Source organism: Methylobacterium sp. WSM2598 (assembly GCF_000379105.1).
Classification (GTDB): domain Bacteria; phylum Pseudomonadota; class Alphaproteobacteria; order Rhizobiales; family Beijerinckiaceae; genus Methylobacterium.
The window spans coordinates 2,468,365-2,488,969 of record NZ_KB900609.1 but is presented as its reverse complement, the minus strand read 5'-3'; the positions used below and the strand labels follow the sequence as shown (position 1 = coordinate 2,488,969).

Annotated in this window: 20 protein-coding genes, 1 tRNA gene and 1 pseudogene; 8 read left to right on the top strand and 14 right to left on the bottom strand. The window is 69.1% G+C overall.

From position 1 onward, the window contains the following. Window positions 1–132: 132 nt before the first annotated feature. Together MET2598_RS0111680 and MET2598_RS0111675 are read right to left on the bottom strand one after the other, a co-directional pair. The gene (locus tag MET2598_RS0111680; RefSeq protein WP_150108724.1) at window positions 133–1,410 is read right to left on the bottom strand and encodes a polysaccharide deacetylase family protein; all 1,278 of its coding nucleotides are present in this window, start codon (window positions 1,408–1,410) and stop codon (window positions 133–135) included. A 173-nt stretch (window positions 1,411–1,583) separates the two neighbouring features. Continuing rightward, window positions 1,584–1,925 (bottom strand): hypothetical protein, encoded by a 342-nt coding sequence (locus tag MET2598_RS0111675; RefSeq protein ID WP_018260951.1) that lies wholly within the window; start codon window positions 1,923–1,925, stop codon window positions 1,584–1,586. Window positions 1,926–2,602: 677 nt separating this feature from the next. Between MET2598_RS0111675 and MET2598_RS41015 the strand changes: the two genes are divergently transcribed. Then, on the top strand, window positions 2,603–3,259 hold the full coding sequence (locus MET2598_RS41015) for a class I SAM-dependent methyltransferase (protein WP_012334689.1): 657 nt from the start codon (window positions 2,603–2,605) through the stop codon (window positions 3,257–3,259). A gap of 655 nt (window positions 3,260–3,914) precedes the next feature. Here MET2598_RS41015 and MET2598_RS0111665 read toward each other — a convergent pair. From MET2598_RS0111665 to rfbF, 4 genes are all read right to left on the bottom strand, one after another. After that, the gene (locus MET2598_RS0111665; RefSeq protein WP_018260949.1) at window positions 3,915–5,099 is read right to left on the bottom strand and encodes a lipopolysaccharide biosynthesis protein; all 1,185 of its coding nucleotides are present in this window, start codon (window positions 5,097–5,099) and stop codon (window positions 3,915–3,917) included. 383 nt (window positions 5,100–5,482) lie between these two features. Then, window positions 5,483–6,820 carry a glycosyltransferase gene (locus MET2598_RS0111660; RefSeq protein WP_012334687.1) on the bottom strand — a complete coding sequence of 446 codons (1,338 nt, stop codon included), beginning with the start codon at window positions 6,818–6,820 and terminating at the stop codon, window positions 5,483–5,485. 235 nt (window positions 6,821–7,055) lie between these two features. Then, complete coding sequence (locus MET2598_RS36370; RefSeq protein ID WP_018260948.1) at window positions 7,056–8,105, bottom strand: NAD-dependent epimerase/dehydratase family protein; 1,050 nt, start codon at window positions 8,103–8,105, stop codon at window positions 7,056–7,058. A 20-nt stretch (window positions 8,106–8,125) separates the two neighbouring features. After that, on the bottom strand, window positions 8,126–8,965 hold the full coding sequence (rfbF, locus tag MET2598_RS0111650; RefSeq protein ID WP_026190666.1) for a glucose-1-phosphate cytidylyltransferase: 840 nt from the start codon (window positions 8,963–8,965) through the stop codon (window positions 8,126–8,128). 339 nt (window positions 8,966–9,304) lie between these two features. On the opposite strand from rfbF, the gene MET2598_RS0111645 reads away from it, so the two are divergent. The 4 genes from MET2598_RS0111645 to MET2598_RS0111630 all read left to right on the top strand — a co-directional run bounded on the left by MET2598_RS0111645 (window position 9,305) and on the right by MET2598_RS0111630 (window position 13,576). Beyond that, window positions 9,305–10,723, top strand: a complete 1,419-nt coding sequence (locus MET2598_RS0111645) for a hypothetical protein (protein WP_012334684.1) — start codon at window positions 9,305–9,307, stop codon at window positions 10,721–10,723. A 109-nt stretch (window positions 10,724–10,832) separates the two neighbouring features. After that, window positions 10,833–11,810, top strand: a complete 978-nt coding sequence (locus tag MET2598_RS0111640; protein ID WP_018260946.1) for a glycosyltransferase family 2 protein — start codon at window positions 10,833–10,835, stop codon at window positions 11,808–11,810. A 59-nt stretch (window positions 11,811–11,869) separates the two neighbouring features. Continuing rightward, window positions 11,870–12,742: a hypothetical protein gene (locus MET2598_RS0111635; protein WP_018260945.1), complete on the top strand. Its 873-nt coding sequence runs from the start codon at window positions 11,870–11,872 to the stop codon at window positions 12,740–12,742. 66 nt (window positions 12,743–12,808) lie between these two features. Further along, a complete protein-coding gene (locus MET2598_RS0111630; protein ID WP_018260944.1) occupies window positions 12,809–13,576 on the top strand; it encodes a Crp/Fnr family transcriptional regulator in 768 nt (255 codons plus the stop codon). Window positions 13,577–13,922: 346 nt separating this feature from the next. Here the strand turns inward: MET2598_RS0111630 and MET2598_RS0111625 are convergent, their stop codons facing one another. The 3 genes from MET2598_RS0111625 to MET2598_RS42145 form a co-directional block, all read right to left on the bottom strand. Next, the gene (locus MET2598_RS0111625) at window positions 13,923–14,144 is read right to left on the bottom strand and encodes a hypothetical protein (protein ID WP_012334680.1); all 222 of its coding nucleotides are present in this window, start codon (window positions 14,142–14,144) and stop codon (window positions 13,923–13,925) included. 534 nt (window positions 14,145–14,678) lie between these two features. Continuing rightward, on the bottom strand, window positions 14,679–15,326 hold the full coding sequence (locus MET2598_RS0111615) for a YoaK family protein (protein WP_018260943.1): 648 nt from the start codon (window positions 15,324–15,326) through the stop codon (window positions 14,679–14,681). Window positions 15,327–15,430: 104 nt separating this feature from the next. Further along, the gene (locus tag MET2598_RS42145) at window positions 15,431–15,607 is read right to left on the bottom strand and encodes a hypothetical protein (RefSeq protein WP_012334677.1); all 177 of its coding nucleotides are present in this window, start codon (window positions 15,605–15,607) and stop codon (window positions 15,431–15,433) included. A 312-nt stretch (window positions 15,608–15,919) separates the two neighbouring features. Here MET2598_RS42145 and MET2598_RS0111605 point away from each other — a divergent pair, with 312 nt between their 5' ends. From MET2598_RS0111605 to MET2598_RS0111595, 3 genes are all read left to right on the top strand, one after another. Next, window positions 15,920–16,729, top strand: a complete 810-nt coding sequence (locus MET2598_RS0111605; protein WP_012334676.1) for a class I SAM-dependent methyltransferase — start codon at window positions 15,920–15,922, stop codon at window positions 16,727–16,729. 245 nt (window positions 16,730–16,974) lie between these two features. Continuing rightward, complete coding sequence (locus tag MET2598_RS0111600; protein ID WP_012334675.1) at window positions 16,975–18,174, top strand: glycosyltransferase family 61 protein; 1,200 nt, start codon at window positions 16,975–16,977, stop codon at window positions 18,172–18,174. Between the two features lie 123 nt (window positions 18,175–18,297). Then, window positions 18,298–18,372, top strand: a tRNA-Thr gene (locus tag MET2598_RS0111595). A 161-nt stretch (window positions 18,373–18,533) separates the two neighbouring features. On the opposite strand, the gene MET2598_RS0111590 is transcribed toward MET2598_RS0111595, so the two are convergent. From MET2598_RS0111590 to MET2598_RS0111570, 5 genes and pseudogenes are all read right to left on the bottom strand, one after another. Beyond that, entirely contained in the window at window positions 18,534–18,773 is a 240-nt protein-coding gene (locus MET2598_RS0111590; protein WP_018260942.1) for a hypothetical protein, read from the bottom strand. A gap of 55 nt (window positions 18,774–18,828) precedes the next feature. Continuing rightward, window positions 18,829–19,308 (bottom strand): hypothetical protein, encoded by a 480-nt coding sequence (locus MET2598_RS0111585; RefSeq protein WP_018260941.1) that lies wholly within the window; start codon window positions 19,306–19,308, stop codon window positions 18,829–18,831. Then, a complete protein-coding gene (locus tag MET2598_RS0111580; protein ID WP_157182334.1) occupies window positions 19,308–19,733 on the bottom strand; it encodes a DUF5681 domain-containing protein in 426 nt (141 codons plus the stop codon). The genes MET2598_RS0111585 and MET2598_RS0111580 overlap by 1 nt, the downstream gene beginning before the upstream one ends. 45 nt (window positions 19,734–19,778) lie before the next feature. Further along, complete coding sequence (locus tag MET2598_RS0111575) at window positions 19,779–20,039, bottom strand: hypothetical protein (protein WP_018260939.1); 261 nt, start codon at window positions 20,037–20,039, stop codon at window positions 19,779–19,781. A 174-nt stretch (window positions 20,040–20,213) separates the two neighbouring features. Continuing rightward, a pseudogene (locus MET2598_RS0111570) lies at window positions 20,214–20,605 on the bottom strand (integrase core domain-containing protein); the annotation flags it as partial.

The following is a 20,605-nucleotide window of genomic DNA, read 5'->3' as shown; positions in this document are numbered from 1 at the left end:
CGGCGCGTGCCCTCCGGCCGGTCCTCCATCCGCCGCGCGGACTCCTCCTCGCCGCCGAAAGCCGCGATGCCGCGGGCGGGCCGTCGTCGCTGCCTCGCTTCCCGGTCGGGACGGGCCGCTCTCGGGAGCAGGTCAGAACGACCCTTGCCCCGTTCCGGTCCCGAAGCCGTGCGAGGCCCTCGGGGCGGCCGCCCGCCACCGCGCGCCGTTCCGGGCCCAGGTCCTCAGGGCCGCGAGCGCCCCGTCGGTCTGCAGGTGAGCGAGGCTGACGGATTCGTAGTGCCGCGACGATCCGATCCGCGGGAGGAGGTGAAGGCGACCGAGGTGTCGATCGAAGACGCAGCCGTGCTCGGTCGTGACGGCGGTCCGGTACCCCGCCTCCCGCACGAGCCGGGCTTCCCGCTCGCCGCACGCCGTCCTGCCCCCGAACGGGAAGGCGAAGTGCGAGACCTCGTTCTGAAGGGTGTCCTCCAGATAGCGCTTGTTCGCCACGATCTCGGCGCGGGCCTCGCTCTCGCCCAACCGCGAAAGCTCGGCGTGCCGGTCGGTGTGGCCGCCGATGGTGACCAGATCGTTCCGGCCGAGATACTTGAGCTGTTCGACGGACAGCCCGACATTCTCGACGATCTGTCGGGTCGACACGCCGGAGACCAGGAAGAGGGGCTGCAGAAGCGGCGCTCGTCCGGTGATGTCGTCCGAGACCCAGGTGGAGATCTCCCGGTAGGCGCGAAGCTTGTCGCCCATCGTGGCGCACACGAATCGCCGCCCCATCGGGGCGATGTCGACGCGCGATGTCTCGAGTATGAGGCGCTCCAGTGCGAGCCACCAGCAGTAGAGCTCGCCGGTGATCATGCTGGTTGTGACGTAGATCGTCATCGGAGCACGGTGCTTCTCAAACACCGGAAGCGCATATTGGAGGTTGTCGACGTAGCCGTCGTCGAACGTGAAGACGATGAACCTGCGGGAATTCGGAGATCTCAGCCTGTCTTCGAGGTCCTCGATCCTGATGATGTCGATGTCGCGTCGTCGCAGATCGGCCAGGAAGCGGTCGACGAAGCGCGGGCTCGCCCGCAGGCCGGGCGTCAGGAATCTCGCCCGGTCGGGCACGACGCTGTGAAACATGTACACGGCGCCGCGTCCGGCGAAATTTCGGACGAACAGGCGAGACAGGCCGGACCGCCACGTCACGTCGATGGCCGTCCGCTCTATCTCGCGCGCGAAGTCCGGGAATGAGAACAACGTGACCTCCGTCTCGCCTGAACGGGTCTCGATCCGACCCACGAAGGCGGGCGATCGCTCTTGTCGGGACCGCGGGTCGGTCGAGCCTCGATGCCCGCGGTGCGGGGCGGGCCTCCTCGCCGCGGGGTGCGCCACGCGGCCTTCGGAAACCGCCGGGCGCGCATCCCTCACGCCGCCGGGATCGCGCGGACGGTGAGACCGCCGGTACGCTCGTCCTCGCCGGATCTGGGCGCGCTGGCGTGCGATGCGCAGATTGCATCGACCCGCCGAGCCGAAGTTGACGGCCGTCAATTGCGACCGTGCCGCGGCGCGCGACGACCCGCCGGCCGCGGGAGATCGCCGCGTCAGGGAAAATCGCTCCAGACGAACAAGTAATCGTACCCCGAAATGAAGATGAAGAAGATCAGAAATGCCGTGACCGTCAGCATGATGAGAAAGTTGCTCCGGTCCGCGGCGCTGGAGCGCCGCCTCCTGGCGCTGATGACGAAGTAATCGACGCCGTAGCGCGCATTGATCAGCCACTGCGACCGTCGGCGGCGGCGGCCATGGCGGCCGCGGGGAGGCTCCGCCGCCACCTTGGCCGGGTGCCGCCGACGATAGAGCTCCTGCCAGACGTCGCGCGGAATCGCGAGCCAGGCGCAAAGTGAAGCGGCACAGTCGGCGGCCAATCTGGAATGACGCTTCATGATGGATCGCTTCCGATCGCGCAAAACACGGCTCGCCGACCGGACCTTTTTATTCGGTCAACGTAGCACGCCGACCGAAGGAAGCCGAGGGGCTGATGGCTCCCGCCGGTGGGCCGGCCCTCATCGTTCGGAACCAGGACCGTCGCGCGATCCGATGCGGAGGGCGCGCCCGGGTCGGCCGCGCGGCGCGCCCAGGGGCGCGGCCGTGCTGGCGGAGGACGGCCCGATGGCGCGGCCGCGCGCTCCGGCGACGCCGCGCCAGCCATCGCGGAAGCGAGCTCGCGCCACCGTTCGCAAGCACAAACGGATCCGCACGCGAAACGGACCGTCCGGCGCGCGCTGCTCGGATTTGACGCGTGTCAATATCAACCAGTGCAGCCCAGCGTATACGATGCCGAGAAAGCTGCGCCGTCGTTTGCGTGCTGAATGCGATGCTTGGATGCGACGGGCCCGGCGGATTTGGCCTGCAACTGTCGGCAATGGCTGGGAAACAGGAAGAGTAGTTGGACGATAATCGGCAAGGCCACTCCACCGGAATGACATCGAAGAGCCGGAGCAGAACGAGCTCGCATCAGTCACGACGGAGGAGATCTGGGGGGCCAAGCCTGAGATGAATCGTCGGGTCACCGCGCGGACGACCTCCCGTCCGCTCGCAAGTCATCAACTCACGATCTGAGGTGCGCATCACCATGTCCGTTCTGGTTGAGAAAATCGCCGCGACAATCTCGGGGCGCAATCGCAAGGCGAAATTCGACGATTTCCTGTCACGTTTCTCACCTTCTCCGGCAGATAAGATCGTCGACGTCGGCGTCAATGACGAAGAATATTCACCGTACGATAACTATCTCGAAAAATATTATCAGTACCCTCATAATATTACGGCCGTGGCGCAGTCCACTCTGACCTATTTTCCAGCGAAATATCCCGCCGTGTCTCCGGTCATTGCCGACGGACTTGATCTTCCATTCGATGACAGGTCATTCTCGATTTCTTACGCGAATGCGGTCATCGAGCATGTCGGGGAAAAGCCTGCTCAGATCCGGTTCCTCAGTGAGCTGAGACGCGTCGGAGCACGTGGCTACGTGACGACCCCCAGCCGGTATTTTCCGATCGAGCTGCATACGCGGGTTCCGCTGCTCCATCTGGTGCTGAGCAAGCAGATGTTCGACCGATTCATTCGGCTGATCGGGAAAGACTGGGCAACTGGCAATTACATGAATTTGCTGTCAAAGCAGGAACTTGCCAGCATCGCGGACAGCGCGGGCGTGAGGAATTACACGATCAGGACATCGAAATTGTTCGGATTTCCCCTCACCTACACCTTGACCTGGTAGGATCGCGGCCGGGGCAAAGCGGTCCGGCCGGCGCCGGTCGGCGGCGCACGGCCTCGGCGCGCCGCGCACGGGCGGAGCGGCGGCTCGGCGGCACGCCTCCTCCCGGTTGCGCCCGTCCGCGGGGGCGGGCTCGGCTTCCCCTCCGCGCCGGGACCGTATCGGCCGGGTCGAGGTCAGGACGGAGCGGGGACGATCATCGCGTCGCGCTGCTGGCGGCGGGGCACCCGGCCCCGCCGCCAGCCGCGCCGAGGCGCTTCCGGCGAAGATCGAGCTCTGGGAGACCTGCCGAGGCGGTGCGCCGGCCGGGCCGCCAGGCCGGAGGGCGCGCGCCTCGCCCGGCACGACCCCGTCGAGAATCCCGGCCGGTCCGGCGCGACGACGCCCCCCGGGCCGTCACCGGCGAGGGCTGCCGTGCCCGCCGAGGCCCCGGCGGACGATTCCGGCGCGTCCGTCGCGGGCCGCCCTTGGCCGAAGCGCGCCCGGCTCTCCGGTGCAGCCCCCGGCGCACCGCCCGGTCCGACCGCCCGGCGGGCCCGGATTGCGTGCTGCCGCGCCGGGAAGGGGCTGCGCGCGGCGCAGACCGCGGCAGGGAGCGATCGGGCATCCGCCCGCGGGGCGCTCCCGCGATCGCCCGGGCGGGGCGGAGCGGCCGTGCTCAGGGGGCTCTGCCGCCGAACAACAGGACGTGGCGCTGGATCGAGACCGCACCGAAGGCGATCAGGATCGCGGCCCCGGCGCCGTAGAGGCCCGCGACCGGCAGCAGGATGACTTGGCTCGCCAGCAGGCCCAGCACGGCGGCGCAATTCGTCACGGTGGTGATGCCGTCCCGGTGGGCCGTGAACAGCCCCATCGCGCCGACGTCGGCGATGTTTCTCACGATGATCCCGGCCATGATCAGGGCGAGCGCCCCCGGGTACTGCGTCACGGCCTGCTGCTTCATGAGCGGCAGGAACAGCAGGACGCCGCAGACGACGATCAGGCTGAAGCCCAGCGAGGAGAGGACGGTCACCCGCATCACCGAGCGGACGAGCCGGCGGTGCTGCGCGACGCCCTCGTGGAACGCCTTGATCAGGCGCGGCCGCTCGATCTGCAGCACGGAGACGCTCACGAGATTGCTGACCGCGTTCGCGGCCGACCAGTAGAGAAAGTACACTCCCGCGAGGCGCAGCCCCAGGAAGGCGGTCACCACGTAGCGGTCGATCTGCTGGCTCGCCGCGAAGCTGAGATCGCTGACGTAGATCACGAGCGAGCGCCTGATCGTCGCCTTCATCCAGGCCGGCGTCAGCTCGCCGCTCAGGGCCGTCCGCCACGGCCAGTCGCGCGTCGCCAGCAGGAAGATGACGAAGGCCAGCGCGCTGCCGGCCAGCCAGAAGCCGAGCACGCAGGACAGCGAGCGAAACGATGGAAACAGCAGCGCGACCGGCACGTACACCATGATCCACAAGCCGCCCCGGATGAACGCGTTGCCGTTCGCCCACAGGGGTTGCTCGCGGTACGAGTAGAGCTGGACGATGTCGTTCCCCAGATGCTCGAACACGACGATCCCGCAGACGAGAACGACGAGCCAGGGCGCGCCGGTCGCGACCGTCGTCAGGACAGCCGCGACGAGGATCACGCCGTAGAGGAGAGCCACCAGGCACCAGTACGCCAGCACGCGTTCGACCACGCGCTCGAGCGAGAGCGTGACCGCGTCCCGCATGATCACCTGGATCAGGCCCAGTCCGAAGACGATCGGGCCGAACGAGGCCGCGCCCGCGGCGAGGCCGAAGATCCCCAGGGAGGCGAGGTCGAGGTACTTCCCGATGAAGAACGCGAGCCCGAATTTGCAGACGAGGATCATGCACCTCATGCTCAGGAGGAGGCAGCGGACTGCGACCGCGTATCGATCCATCAAAGAAGCCCTTCTGCCCGCCGATACACGTCTGAATCCTCCGAGGATCGTCGTTGCCGAGGTCGAGGGCTGTCGCGCCGAAGCGAGGCCTGGAGGCGGCGCCGCGCCGGCCGGTTCGTCCAGCCGCTCATCGGGACAGCCGCCCGCGGCGGGCCCGGCCTCGCCCGCATCGGGCCGGGCTGAGCAGAGTCGCCTGCGGCACGTCTGCTCAGCGTCCTCCTCCCGCATCATTGTCGCGGCCTCAGCAGAATAGCGCCCTGCGATTCTGCTGAGCCTCTTGCTTTCGCATCATTCCTCGCCGCCGAACCGGTGACCCCTTCGGCGAATGATGCTTAGCCGGCGACCCCTCCGGCGAACGATGCTGAGCCCGCGCCGGCGAGGCCGTGGCCCTGGCCGGGACCCGCCTCACTGGAGGCCCCCCGGGCTCCCGTCCCCTCGCTGACACCGAGCTCGGCGTAGAGGCCGAGCACGCGCGACCGGTAGGCCTCGGGCGAGAAGTCGCGGGCCGCCCAGGCGCGCGCCGCGGCGCCCAGCGCGGCGACCCGTCCCGGCGGCATCGCGGCGAAATCCGACAGGGCGTCGGCGAGCGCCGCGACGTTGCCGGGCGGCACGAGCACGCCCGTCTCGCCCTCCCGGATCAGTTCGGGGATGCCCGCGATCCGGCTGGCGATGACGGGCCGGCCCGCCGCGTAGGCCTCCAGCACGGAGACCGGGGCATTCTCGTTCCACACGGACGGCAGCACGGCCGCGCGCGCGGTCCGCAGGAGGGCGGCCAGGCCCGGCCGGTCGAGGTGACCGGCGAAGTGCACGTCGCTGCCGAGCGACTCGGCGAGTTGCCGGAAGCTGTCCTCGTCGGGGCCGCGCCCCGCCAGGGTCAGCGGAACGCCGGCCTGCGCCGCCGCGCGCAGCAGCGTCTCGATGCCCTTGAGCCGGTCGAGGCGCCCGAAATAGACGAACCGGTCGCCGATCTCGGGGGACGGGTCGTAGTGGGACGGATCGACGAAGTTCGGAACGTGGGCGACCTTCTCGCTCGGCCAGCCCGCCTCCAACAGTATGTCGCGGTAGTAGCGACTGGGTACGACGAAGCGGCTCACGTTCGACGCGTAGAGGCCCAGCAGCCGATGCAGGGAGGTTTCGAGCGCGACGAAGCCGGAGAGCAGGCGAGACCCCTTGAGGCAGCGGTAGCGCACGGCATTGTACAGTTTCGCGCCCTGGCATGCGCGGCAGACCTGGCCGTCGCGGAACGCCGTGTAGGCGGGGCAGACCAGCTTCATGTCGTGCACCGACATCACGATCGGGATCCCCCGGGCCCGCATCAGCGGCAGGATCGAGGGCGAGAGATGGTGGTAGATGTTGTGGATGTGGGCGATGTCCGGCCGGAACCGATCGAGCAGCTTCGCCAGCCGGGACCGGGCCTGCAGGGAATACATCACGCGGCCGGCATTCGTGATGCTCCGCCCCACCCCGTAACGGCGTCCGAGCTCGATCTCGTCCACGAAGTACGACGCCCATGGGGTGGGCAGATTCTGAGGATGCTGCATCGCGAAGGGCGCAACCTCCCAACCCGCCGCCTCGAACAACTCGTTCTGCTCGAGAAAGACGACGTCGGCCCCGCCGCGGCGGTAGAAGTAGTTGTTCACCGAGAGCAGGCGAAGACCTGACCTGGACATGCAGTGCACCTCTGCGAGCCGCGAGACAATCCGCGCGTGAGGACGATCGGGAGGGGCGGGCGACGGACCGCCCGACCGGGAACCGGGGCCGGCCCGTCCGGCCGACGGGGCCGACCGGGCGCCCGCTGGCCGCGACGCCGCGCCGCGCCGAAGGGGCACCGACCGGCAGCCGCCGCGCGGCCCGGCCCCGGCGGCCGGGCCGCGTCGCCCGGCCCGGATCCGGCGCGGCCGGCGCCTACTCGGCGGCCTCGGGCCAAGCCTGTTCCTTCAGCTGCGTCCAGTGGAGATGCCCGTCGAGCTGGTCCGTCACCTGCAGGCTGCGCAGCTCCGACAGCCGCGTGTAGGGCGAGGCGTTGAACGTGGCCGCGTCGAGCTGGATCCGCTCGAACACGGATTTCAGCTGCCGCGCGCCCCGCTCCGCGCTCCAGCGGCACCGGAAGCGCGGCATGCGCTGCGCGATCTTCGCGAAGGAGACGCGGTAGCTCCGGCTGTCGGGTCCGCTCGGTCCGAAGGTGACCTCACAATTCTGGAAGACGCGACCGACGATCTCGGCGATCTCCCGGATCGTGTAGTTCTGATCGTCGTCGCCGACGTTGAACGCCTCGCCGCTGACGTTCTCGCGCGGGGCCTCGAGCGCGCACAGGATGGCTTGGCAGATGTCCTCGATGTGGACGAGGGGCCGGCACGGGCTGCCGTCGCTCATCACGCGGATCTTGCCGGTCGTGAACGCGAAGCCCGCGAGGTTGTTGAGGACGAGGTCGAAGCGCTGCCGCGGCGATGCCCCGAAGGCCGTCGCGTTGCGCAGGAACACCGGGGTGAAGGTCTCGTCCGCGAGCCTGCGCAGGTCGTTCTCCACCATGATCTTGCAGCGCGCGTAGGCCGTCTGGGGATTGACCTCCGACGTTTCGACCCGCGCCTCGGCGCCGGCCGCGCCGTACACGCTGCAGGACGAGGCGTAGATGAACCGGCGCACGCCGGCGAGCTTGCACTTGCGCGCGAGCTCGACCGAGCCGCGGTGGTTGATCTCGATCGTGACCTCGGGATCGTTCTCCCCGAGCGGGTCGTTGGAGAGTTCGGCGAGATGCACGACCGCGTCGAAGCCGGTCAGGTCCGCGACCGTCACGTGGCGGGTGTCCTTCGAGATCACCATCGGCCGGGTGCGTCCGTCGTCGAACAGCCATCCCCGCCGATAGAACCCGGAATCCAGACCGACGACGTCGTGCCCGCTCTCCAGCAGCTTCGGGCCAAGCACGGCGCCGATATAGCCGTCGGACCCAGTGTACAAAATACGCAATGCTGCCTCCTTTAGATCGCGCTGACCGCGTGGATCGCTTCCGAAGCACCGGCTGGCGCGGAGGCCGGGCGCTGCTTGTTCCAGATGCACCAGGGCGGATTGCCCTGATCCCAGAGCTCCTGCAGGATCATCTTGTCGCGGAGCGTGTCCATGTTCTGCCAGTAGCCGCGGTGCCGATAGACCGCGAGCTGGTCCATGGCGATGAGGCGCGCGAGCGGCTCGTTCTCCCAGCTGGTGCCGTCGCCGTCGATCGTGTCGAGGGCTTCCGGCTCCGCGACGAAGAAGCCGCCGTTGATCATCTGACCGTCGGCCATGTCCTTCTCGCGGAAGCCGGCGGCGCGCGGACGATCCTCCGACAGGTTGATCGCTCCGAACCGGCCGGGCTGCCGCACCGCCGTCACGGTCGCCAGCGCGCTCTGCTGGTGGTGGAAGGCGATCAACTCGGAGATGTTCACGTCCCCGACCCCGTCGCCGTAGGTCAGGCAGAAGGTCGAATTGCCGAGATGCGGGCGCACGCGCTTCAGGCGGCCCCCCGTCATCGTCTTCTCGCCGGTGTCGACCAGCGTCACCCGCCACGGCTCCGTCGGCTTTCGATGGCATTCGATCACGTCATTCCGAAGATCGACGGTGAAATCGCTGTCATGTTTGGCGTAATTCAAGAAATAATCCTTGATCACATTCCCCTTGTAGCCGCAGCAGATCACGAAATCGTTGAGACCATAATGTGAATAAATCTTCATAATGTGCCAAAGCATCGGCCTGCCGCCGATCTCGACAAGTGGTTTGGGGATGACGCTGGTGTGTTCACTGAGGCGGGTGCCGTATCCACCGGCAAGGATGACAACTTTCATCTGTTTCCCCATCCCTGGCGAGGTGATCTCAATGCGGCGGCCGAGTCGCGCTGTCGGCCGGAGATACGCCAGTGATGCTGATGTAACTGGTCCCGCGATGCACGAACCTGACGAACGTCAACTCGTCGCCGGCAATCGGATGTAGACCTCGGCTGGGTCTCGGCTCGCCCCTCGACGGCGCGCCCGTTGAAGCTCCCGCGTGAAGGTGTCTGGACGCCGTTTTGAATGGAGACTCATGTGCATTCGCGTCGCTACAGTCCTGGACTCATTTTCGCTAGCACTCCCTCCATTTTGTGGCGCCGTAAGAGTATAATCGTCGTATCGATCTTCGCGACCTCGTTGGCCGCGTTCGTCTATTACTCGGCAGTCGGTGAGCGGTACGAGGTCTACACGCTCGTGCGCGTCGGGCAGGGCATCAAGGACAAGAACAACACGGGGAGCACGCTGGGCGATTCGGTGGACCTCAGCGCCCGCCTCGACTCGATCGGCCGCATCGGGTCCACCGACCAGGTCATCTCGGAGGCGCTCGACAAGGTCGGACTGCAGCGCCTGACCATGAAGGGCGACACGACGCTGCTGGGTCAGTTCCGGACATGGCTCTCCGCCGCGGCGCTGAACGGGCTCGAAGCCGCCTCGACCTACGTGCTGAGCCTCGAGGCGGCCCGCCCGGTGAGCGGCCTCGTCGAGCAAGCCCGCGCCTTCGTCCGCGAGACCATCGCCAAGCGGCAGCGCAAGCGCGACCCCGCCCAGGTCCGGGCGGAGGCGGTCGCGGGGTTGCGCGACCTCATCTCGGCGCGGCAGGAGGGGCGGTCCGACCTGCTGCGCATCTCGTTCCGCTTCCCGGACCCGGAAGTCGCCCCCAAATTCGTCAACGCGCTCGCCGAGGCGCTGGTGACCGTGCAGGCGAGCCTCGTCCAGATCCCCGGGGCGGACGAGTTCTTTCAGCAGCAGGCCAAGCGGCTGGAGGAGGAGGCCCACAAGGCCGCATCGGATCTGAAGAACTTCTCGATCGCCGCCTCGATCTACTCGACGACGGAGCAGAAGGCGCTGCTCCTGAAGCGGGCCAGCGAGCTCGACGCGCTGATCGCCACCACGCGCGGCGCGATCGTCGACCGCAAGGGGCAGAAGCAGGCGATCCTCGACCAGCTCAGTCTCATGAAGCCGGTCACGCAGTCCCGCACCGTGTCGGCGATCGTGGGCCGGCTCGGCGGGCGCGACACCAAGACCGGGCAGGGGAGCGACCCGATCCCGGCCTTCGAGGAGGCGCCGCCGCTGCTCCTCGTCCGCGTCTACCAGGACGCGATGGCCAACCTCCTGAAGCTCAATTCCGATCTCAACGGCGCGGTCAGCCTCGAAGCGCTGCTGCAGAAGGAGTTGACGACCGTCAATGGCCAGTTGAGGGCGATCACCGACAAAGAGGCGGAGTACGAGCGCCTCAAGCGGGTGCTCGCCCGCGCGGCGAGCGCCGCCGACTTCTACGGAAACCGCATGATGGAGGAGCAGATCAGCGCGGCCAGCGCGAAGAAGGCGCAGCTGTCGAGCATCCGCGTCGTGCAGCAGGCGGACCGTCCGACGTCCCCGCTGTTTCCGCAGGTCCAGCAGCTGGTGCTGCTCGCCCTGGCCTTCGGGTTCGTGCTCGGCTCCGTCATCGCCGTGTTCCTGGAGATGGACAGCTTCGAGAGCTACGACGACGTCGATGATCAGCTGCTTCTGTCCGCGCGGAGCGGGCAGCTTCCCAGGCGGATCGCCGCGGAGTGATCGCGACCCGCTGACGCCGCCGGCGTGATGGTCCGCGGTCGCGCGGCGCCGGCTTGAGAGGGAGGACAGGATGTCGGGTGATCGCGCTCAGTCGGACGGTGCTCCGCCGTTGTTCACGATAGCGATCCCAACCTTCAACAGGGCGCACCTGCTTCGGGACTGCCTCGCCTCGGCCCTCGCGCAGCGCTTCCCCGATTTCGAGGTCGTCGTGTCGGACAACGCGTCCAGCGACGCGACCGGGCGGCTGCTGGAGGACGTCGCGGATCCGCGCCTCAGGTTCGTGCGGCAGGGGCGCAACATCGGCCTCATTCCGAACTGGAACGCCTGCCTGAGCATGGCGAGGGGCCGGTACACCGTCGTGCTGAGCGATGACGACCGGGTCGAGCCGGACTTCCTCGAGCGCTGCGCGCGGCTGGTGCGGCAATCGCCCGGCCTCCCCGCGATCATCGGGTTGAGCAACCTGCACTCGCTGGCGAGCGCGCGGACGCGTCCGGCGCGGCGGAGCGCCGCCCTGGCGACGGGGATCTGCCGAGGGCCGGACCTGCTCCTCGAATACCTGAGCGACAGCATCTCCGTGACGATGTGCAGCGTCGCCCTTCGCACCGACCTGCTGCGGGAGCGGGGCGGCTTCTCGTCCGAGCTTCCCCACATGGCCGATGTGGCGGCCTGGGCGCCGTTCCTGTTCGCCGACGCGGTCGGCTTCATCAACGCGCCCTGCGCCACGTTCGCCTACCATGCGGGCTCGGAGACGTCCCGCCTCGCCGTCGAGCGGCGGTTGCGTGACGGCGCGAAGCTCGTCGACCTGTTGTCGACGGTGGCGGATGAGCGCGTCTCCGACGACCGGCTGCGCCGCGACATCAAGGACCACGCGCGCCGGTGCTTCGCGCGGCGGGGGTTGCAGGCCCTGGCGGACCCGACCCTGGCCGAGGCGCGGGCCGCGCGGTTGCGGGCCGGATGGAACCTGCGGCGCGACCTCGGCGCCCGCGACTTGGTCTACGCCTCGGGCTTCGTGGCCAAGGTCATGTGTCCGGGCTTCCTGGCGGATTTCCTCAGACGCCATCGTCCCGGGGCGCAGGCGGCCGCCTGAGGCGGCCCGCGCGGACGGGCGGTTCGCGGCATTCGTGACCTGGCACGGGAGGTTGGACCATGGCGAGGAAAGCCGTTCCGGGCTGCGAGGGGCGCGCTCGGGCGCCGCGCCCGTGGCCGGGCCTCCGGCGGCGCGTCGGCGCGCGGTGCCGGCGCGCCGCGGCGTGGCTCGCGATCGCAGCCGCCGCGGCCCTGCCCGGCGCGACCGCCGCCGCCGCCCTGTCGATGAGCGAGGCGCTCCGGCAGAATTCCAAGGGGAACAGCGAGGGCGAGCCCGCCGGCGTCCCTATCAGCTACGATTGGTATGCGGGGGTCCAGAAGGCCCGCCCGGCCCCTCCGCCGGGCTTCTCGGCGGTCACCGCCTGGGGACAGGTCTATCAGAACAAGCGCAGGCCTTCCCTCGGCGGCTTCGACGGCAAGGTCGAGGTCGCGCGCGTGCGGACCTACGTTCACGACCGGATCGAGAGGACCTGGAGACAGGTTCAAGCCTCGGAGGCCGACCCGATCGCGGGCGGGTTCTTCAGAGCCGATTTCACCGGGGGCGGCGCGGGCCCGATGCCGATCAGCCGCGGGGAGGACGGAACGGTCTCCTTCGCCGCCCCGCCGGAGGGGTCCAACAACCACTTCTGGCCGGTCACGCGAGGGACCTTCCCGGCCGGTTCCGTCGACGGCGTCTACGTGCAGATGGACCTGCGCGTCACCGATCCCCGCCTCGGCCTGATCGCGAATGTCGGGGCGGATTGGTGGCGCGACGAGACCGCGGAGTTCGTGCAGGGCTTCGCCAACAATCCTGGATCCGGGATGAGCAACTGGGTCGAACTCAGGACGGAGTGGAGGACGCTCAGTTACTGTTCGTCGAACGAGCTGTTGTTGTCCGATCCGCCCCCGCCGGTGAGAGCGGAGGCCTCGCATCGGCCGCGGGCGCGCCGCTGAGGCGGCCGCTCGCCGCGTGATCGGCGCCGATCCGGTGATTCGCGGCTCTCTGGCAGGGTGTTGGCTATGCACGCCGATGTGCGGAACAAGCTGCTGGTCTCTCTGCCGCCGGATGAGCTGCGCGGGATCCTGCCGCTCTGCGAGGAGGTCCCGGTCGAGGTCGGCGAGAGGATCATCGGCGCCGACGAGACGATCCGGTACGCGTTCTTTCCCGAGAGCGGCTTGCTGTCGGTGTCCTTCGACGCGGGCGGGCGCGGATGCCTCGACATGTCCGTGGTCGGGCAGGAGGGCATGGTCAGCACCGCGTCGGTGCTCGGGGTCGGACGCACCCCGCACGAGGTGCGCGCGCGGGTCGGCGGCACCGCGCTGCGGATCGCGGTCGGGTCGCTGCGTGAGCTGATCCTCCGGAACGCCGTCCTGCGCCTCACCCTGATGCGGTACGTGCAGGCGACGATCGTGTCGGGTCACCAGACGGCGCTCGGCCTGCACCGGTGCAAGCTCGAGCAGCGCTTGGCGGCCTGGGTGCTGCAGGCCGCGGACCGGTTGCCCGGGGACGACATCGAGATCACGCACGAAGTGCTGGCCCAGGTGCTGGGAACCCATCGCCCGGGCATCACCGCGGCGTTGCAGAAACTCGTGAGGGGGAAGGCGATCGCCGCGGGGCGCCGGAAGCTGACCGTTCTGGACCGTGCGCGCCTCGCGATGATCGCGGGCGCCGGCTACGGCACCGCCGAGCGCGAATACGCGCGGCTCATCGCCCCCCTCAGCCCCGGCCGCCCGTCATCCGAGCCGGTGGCCAGCAGCCGGACGGCGGATTGCGCCGAGGAGCTGTGACGGCGGGGCCGGGCGCCTCGCGCGTCGTCCCCGGGCCGCGGCATCGCCGCGGGCGCGGACGGGGGCGGTGACCGGGAGCGCGCCGCGGCGCCCCCGGCCGCCGGTCGCCCGCGTGAGAGGGGGTCTGCTGGCGGAGCAACGCGGGTCGTCCAGCAAGGCGCGTGCCGCCGGGGCCGGATGCCTCATCCCAGATCCGGGCGATCGCTTCGGGATAGCGGATTTCGGCTTCGCTCAGGCGCCGCGCGGGCTCGTGACACGCGACCCGCTTCGATCAAGGGGATCCCGGATCATCCGCTGTCCGGACGTGATCGTCCGGGCAGCGGATGACCGGTTCGGACGAGGCTGCTCAGGGCGCCGGATCGGCGCCGAGACCGGCCGGCATGAACGGGTGGCCCGCGTCGACCAGCGCGCGATCGATGCTCTCGATCGCGCCCAGCACCTTGGTGAGCGCCTCGACATTCGAGAGGTCGAGATCGTTCGTCGCGGCGATGCGCCGCGCGAGCGTCAGCCGGACCCGGGCAAGGGCCTCGCGGGCCCGGGTGAGCGCGTCGCGATCGTCCGGGGTCATCGCTCGCCCGGCGCGTCCCAGGCGATCGCTTGGCCCCGACGCTCAAGTCGAGCGCCCTCCGCTCCGCGCTGGCCCACGAACCTGTGCCCCTGGAACAGGGAAAGAGCGCCCATCATCATCACGGCGCCCATGATCAACAACAACTCCATCTTCGTCCCCGCTGAGACCGGCTCCTTCGGGAACCAGGAGACCAGTAGAATGTGCCGGACATGATTGCTGCAACCTGAGCCGTTGTGAATAAGTTGGAAACCACAAAGAATCCACAGCTGATGTTGTGAATCGGCAACGCTGAGGCGGCGGCTGCGGTGCGGCGCGGGTGGAGAGGATGCTTGGCGCCGCGCGGCTTCGATGCCGCGATGACCTGGATTGCCGGCACAATACGGAGGCCGCGAGGTCCCCAGCCTCGCGCCCGACTCGGAAGACCTGACCGTGCGCCAGGGCCGATCTCGCCGCGGCGGACTGCCGTGTCGCCCGGGAGCCCGGCCGCGCGCCGCGCGCCTGCTCGACCCGTCGCGGGCGCGCCTCGGCGCCGGCTCAGCCGCGCGCGACGGCGAACAGGGCGGCTGCCACGGCGAGCAATCCGGCGAGGCCGGCGGGAATGATCAGGGCGTAGAGCTGCAGCGCGTGATAGGCCACGGCGCCGCAGAGCGCGCCGAGCAGGAGCGCGGCCCAGACCGCCGCGTCGCCGACCCAGCCGAGGGGCGCGCCGGTGCCCGTCAGCGCCGCCGCGAGGTTCTGCCCGAGGCTGTGCAGCGCGCCCGTGACGAAGGTGGTGCCGGCGCGAAATCCCTTGACCGACCCGAGCACGGCATTCTGCGACCCCATGGCGAGCGCCATGAACAGGGAGGCCAGGCCGAGATCCGGGATCGCGAGGCCGAAGGCGAGCGCGCCCAGGATCAGGAGCGCCTCGTAGGCCAGCACCACCGGGCTGGACCATCGGGGCGCGGTGAGGATCGACAAGCCGCTGCCGAGGGTCGAGCCGGCCAGGAACATCAGCACGAGGAGGGCCGGCATCGCCACGTGGTCGATCGGGCCCTGGCCCAGGAAGACGGCGAGCTGGGTCGTGTTCCCGCTCATGAACGAGGTGTAGAGGCCGCTCAGGCGAATGAACCCGAGCGCGTCGACGTAGCCGGCGAGCCCCGTGAGCAGGAGCCCGAACGCCAGTTGCCAGGAACGCGTCATCGGCCCGAGGGGGTGAGCGCGACACGAGCTTGCCGCGGGTCGACAACTTGCCGGCGGCGCTCGCGGCTCCGCGGCAGCGTCGGACGCGCGGCGCCGCCCCGCCCTTACCGCAGGCCGTACACGGCCTCGAGGTGGACGGCGAACAGGCCGATCCCCGACGCGGCGATCAGGAGCGTGAGCCCCGCGCAGAGGTCGCGCAACCTGTTCGTCGCGCGGAATGCGTTGTCGTTGTCCGCAGGCTTCGGCGCCGCCGTCACGATCACATCACCCACCGACAGCATGACGAGTGCCTTCGCGCTCCGGGCGAATTCGGATCGGGCCGACGATAGCGGCGCGCCGTGGTGGCGTCATCCCCGCCCGGAGGGGGAGGGCGGGCCCCGTCGCTCGTCCTACGGGCAATCCGGGCCGGAGGCTGCGATGGCCCGCAGGACACCTGTCCACGACCCATGACAATCTCTAGAGCAGCACCCGATCACGTTGCAACCGGGTGCCGCTCTAGATCTTTGATCTTGCCGCATTTTCTGCGACGAACCGGCATCCACTTCGTCGGAAAATGCTCTAGGGTGCCGCTCCCTGAGGCGGGGAGCAGCGACGTGCAGACACCAGGATCCGGGGCCGCATCCTTCTTCGACGAGTACGTCAGGCGCGTCTTCCCAGCGCGCAAGGCCGCTGCCGGGGCGGACTGGGCCTGGCCGGGAGACGAATGGGCCGACGCGGCGCTGCGCGAGGCGACCTGGCGGCGGATCGTCGGGACGAGCGATGCGGCGGGGTGGCGCGAGGTGGTCGAGATCGGCCCGGGATCGGGCAAGTACACCGAGTGGGTGCTCGCCCGCTCGCCGGCCCGCGTCACCGCCTACGAGATCAGCGCGGCCTTCCTCGACGCGCTGCGTCAGCGCTGCGGCGAGGCCGCGGCGCGGGGGCGGCTCGACGCCCGCCTGATCGACTGGACCGACAACGAGGGCCTGCTGCGCGACTACGGCGGCCGGGTCGGATCCGCCGACCTCTGGCTCGCGATCGACGTCCTGATGATGATGGATTTCCAGTCGGCCCTGGTCTACCTGATCTCCGCGGCGGCGATGCTGCGCCCCGGGGGGCGGCTGGTGGCGACCTTCGCGGATGGCGGGAGCGAGAGCGGCGTCGAGCGCATGCTGCGCGACGCGGGCCGCCACTCCGCCTTCGACGATTCCCCCTGCACGCGCTTCCACTGGATCGACCGGACGCTGCTCGAACGGCTGCTGCCGCGCCTCGGGTTCGGCAGCCTCACGATCGAGCACGGGCCGGAAGGCGGGCTCGACATCGCGCGGCTCTATCTCCAGGCCGAGCTGACCGACCCGGACGCGGCCCGGGCGCTGCTCCCGCGCCTCGCCCCGGTCGGGGATTCGACCAATCGCCGCCGGGACTGATACCAACGGCTCAGGATGCTGACGCATCGAGCCGTTGCTCCATCTCGGATTTTCGATTTCAAGCCAGAGGGTTGGCGAACCAGAGGGTTGGCGAATCAGAGGCTTGGCGAAAATTCGAGAGCCGCACCACCGGTCATGAGAAATGACCGGTGGTATGACTCCCCCGGCCTCCTCTTCCCGCGTCGGGCGGCCGCATCCCGGCCGCCGAGCGCCCCGCCGCCGCGAAACCCCGCCATGACCCCGCCATGACCCCGCCGACCGCCGGACAGGTCCTCGCCGGAACCGTCGTCGACGACCACGCGGTCGCGGCGGACTACCCGGACGCCCGCCGCGTCGCGATGCGCGCCCTGCAGCTCTGGCCGGACTTCCGCTGGACCACGCAGGAGCTCGTGAGCTTCACGGCGCGCGACGTTCTGGTGACGAGCGCCTTCGTGCCGATCGACACCCGGCGGAGCCGGATGTTCCTCAACCAATCCTACTCGGGCGTCGAGACGATCTTCCCGACCCGGTTTCGCGTCGAGGAGGGCCGCTACCGGCTGGAGGGAACGCCCGTCCCCTGCCCGGGGCGCCACATCGTGCTGGGCGGCCCGATCGACGGCGTGTGGTATCACTGGCTGTTCAACTGGTGCCCGCGGCTGCTGCTGCTTGGGCAGCTGCGCCCCGACCTGCTGGCGTGCGCGGACCTGCGCATCGCCGTCCATCCCCTCGCGCTGCGGGAGCCGTACCGGGCCGTGCTGGACAGTTTCGGCCTCCCGGCCGAGCGCTTCCTGGTCCTCGATCCCGGCCGGGACCACCTGCTGGAGGAGGCCTGCCTGGTCTCGTTCCTCGACCAGAACAGATTGTATCCCGAGATGATCCGGGCTTTCGCCGCCCATCTCCTCGCCGCGTGGGGGCTCGACGGGGCGGGCGATCCCGGGCCGGGGCCGGCGCGCGGGCCGCTCGCCGCGATCGTCCGCCGCTTCGCCGGCCCAAACCTCGGCGCCCGCGGGCCCGCGCCTGGAGCGGCGCCGCGCGGGCTGTTCGCGAGCCGCCAGGATCTGCCCGCGCCCAAGCGGCGCATCGCCAATTTCGAGGAGGTCGCCCCGGTCCTGGCCCGGTTCGGGCTCGACGTGGTGGCCTGCGGCGGGCTGCCGGCGCGGGAGCAGGCCCGGCTGTTCCGGAGCGCCCGGGTGGTGGTCGGCGGCCACGGCTCCGACCTGTCCAACCTGCTGTTCTGCCGGCCCGGCACGCGGGTGCTGGTCTTCGAGAGCCGCTTCAGCGTCGAGGCGTTCCTCCACCGCGGGCTCGAGCAGCTCTGCGCGCTCCTCGGCCTCGACTACGTGCTCAAAATCGTGCCGACCGACGGGGAGGCCGGGCCGGGGGCGGGAACCCAGGCGCGCATCAACCAGGATTACCGGATCGACCCCGACGACTTGGCGCGGACGCTGGCCGCGCTGACGCGGTGAGGCCGGCCGCGCGGCGGAGAGCGGACGGGCGGGTTTGTGCCTTGACCTCCGCCCGGGCAGGGGTTCTAAAGGCCGCCGGACCGCCGCGGCGGTCGCGTGGTCCTCGACGCCTTCCCGATGTCGGCCGGTGTAGCACAGCGGTAGTGCAGCGGTTTTGTAAACCGAAGGTCGGGGGTTCGATCCCCTCCGCCGGCACCAACCAAATCAATGGCTTAGAGCCTATATCGGTCCGCCCATTAGGCGGCTCTCCCGTCCGGGTAACGATACGGGTAACAGCGAAGCGCTTTCACCATGGCCCGCAGTGCTGTTGGAAGGCAGGTCAGCCCGTCGTTCAAGTCGTATGCAGCCGAAGCCGCTCCTCACAGAAGCGGCCTCGAATTACTACGGGATCCACTCGCCCGCGACGGCTCGGTACCACCCATCACGTGCAGGTTGTTGATGGTGGTGAGTGCGAGGTCCCTCTCCCCGAATATGACCGCCTTTGCCTTGACGATCACTTCCTCCAGGGTCGTTGCCCGCGTTCGCTGCATTCGGCTGACGACCATGATCAACGCGGCGTCGGCCTCGTCCATGAGCACGTTGTAGGCATCCCAGGCCATTAAAATTCGGGTGTGTGCCTCCCGTACAGTGCGCAAGGGAAGCGGCCGATGTTTCTCACGCACGCGCTTCTGCCCTGATCGCCGCAGGATCGAAGCCGGCAGCCATCATCCAGCTGTCGAGGTCCGCACCGACAGCCCGCCAGCCAATCGGGCCGCCCTTGCCACTGACCGTGGCAAGGATCCGCACCAGAGCCCGGAACTGGTTGGCCTCGCTCGTCGTCGTCCGCTCGACGCCCTGGGTGCGGAACATCGCGGTAAGCGTCGCGTCGAAGCGCTCGCGCCAGAGGTTCGGGTGAGCGTCGATCTGCAGGCGCAAGTCGTCCCCATCGCTGAAGCCGAGCGCACGAGCGAAACCGTCGCCGGGACAGTCCCTCAGATAGGAAGGAGGCGGTTGAGGTGGGCGCGGGTAGCCGCCGAGAGAGATGGCGCAGGCATAGATCAAGACGCCCAGCATGTTGGGCGGGGCGGCAGCGCCTCGGGCCTGATCGGCGTGAACGGCTTCGAGCCGAGCTAGCCGGTCCGACAGCTTCGGCATCAGGATTTCGCCTTCGTGGACTGTTCGAGGGCAGCGAGGCGGCTGGCGAACTCGGTTGCCTCCACGGCCTTGAGGTGCACGTCGACCAGCCTGCCCAACTCGGCCGCTTCGGACGGGGTGAGATCGCCCTGCGCCACCGCGTCGAGGAGCGCGGCGGTCGCCTTGGTCAGGTCGGCGGCAGTGTCGATCGGTGGCAGTGCGAACGGGACCGGACGATCCCTGCGCGGCGGCACAAGCCGCTCCAGGCAGAGCCGCAGGGCAACCGTGTCGCCTGCCTTGGCGAACTCGATCGCCTTGCGGCTGATCTCCTTGGCCTCGCCATCAAAGATGACCTCAAGCGCCAGGGTCGCCCGACTGCGGGAGCCACGAGGGCGACCAGACGGATTGCCGCTCCGGCCCTTCTGAAAGCCAGCGCGTTGCTGCATGGTCATGTCCTTGTTCATATCAGCGGGGAAACAGCCGCGGGCCCATCACTCGGCGGTACAGCCCTGACCGCGCACGGTCGCGGTGCGATCTCGCCAGGGCAGATCCTTCGGCTTGCCGTTCTCGGCACCGACGAACTTGATGATGATGTCGTGCGGCTGCGGATCGTGGCCGCAGGAGCGCAGGAACTTTTGCTCCGCGCCTGCGGCGATCTCGGCGGGGGCCTCGTAGGCGAAGAGCCGGATCTTCGGGAGACGACTGCGGGTGTGGACCTCAAGCTTGGTGAGGCGGGTAAGAAGCTGCGACATGGGTCAGCCCTCACCGGACCAGGGCAGTGCAATCGCGCCATGGGAGGTCGACCGGCCAACCATTCTCGGCGCCGATGACGTGGCGCAAGATGAGGTTGGGCGCGAGGTCGTGTCCGCAGGAGCGGAGGAAGGCTCTGAACCGTCCCGGGTTTCCCGGAGGCCGTTTGGTTTGAGTCAGGCGGCCAGGGCTGGCTCCTGCGCCTGAGCATAGTAGCGCGCTTCGGCCTCGGCGGGAGGCAGGTTGCCGATCGGCTCCAACAGCCGGCGGTGATTGAACCAGTTGACCCATTCGAGGGTGGCGAACTCCACCGCCTCGACGCTGCGCCAGGGACCGCGCCGGTGGATCACCTCGGCCTTGAACAGGCCGTTGATCGTCTCGGCGAGGGCATTGTCGTAGCTGTCGCCGACACGGCCGACTGAAGGCTGCACGCCGGCCTCCGCCAGCCGGTCCGTGTACCGCAGAGCATGGTATTGGGTGGATTCAAGTGGTCGTCGCAACGGCTTGGCGGAGGGCGGTTGTGATGGCAGGTCGGCGGCGTTCGGATCGGGCACTTCGCGAGAAGCTG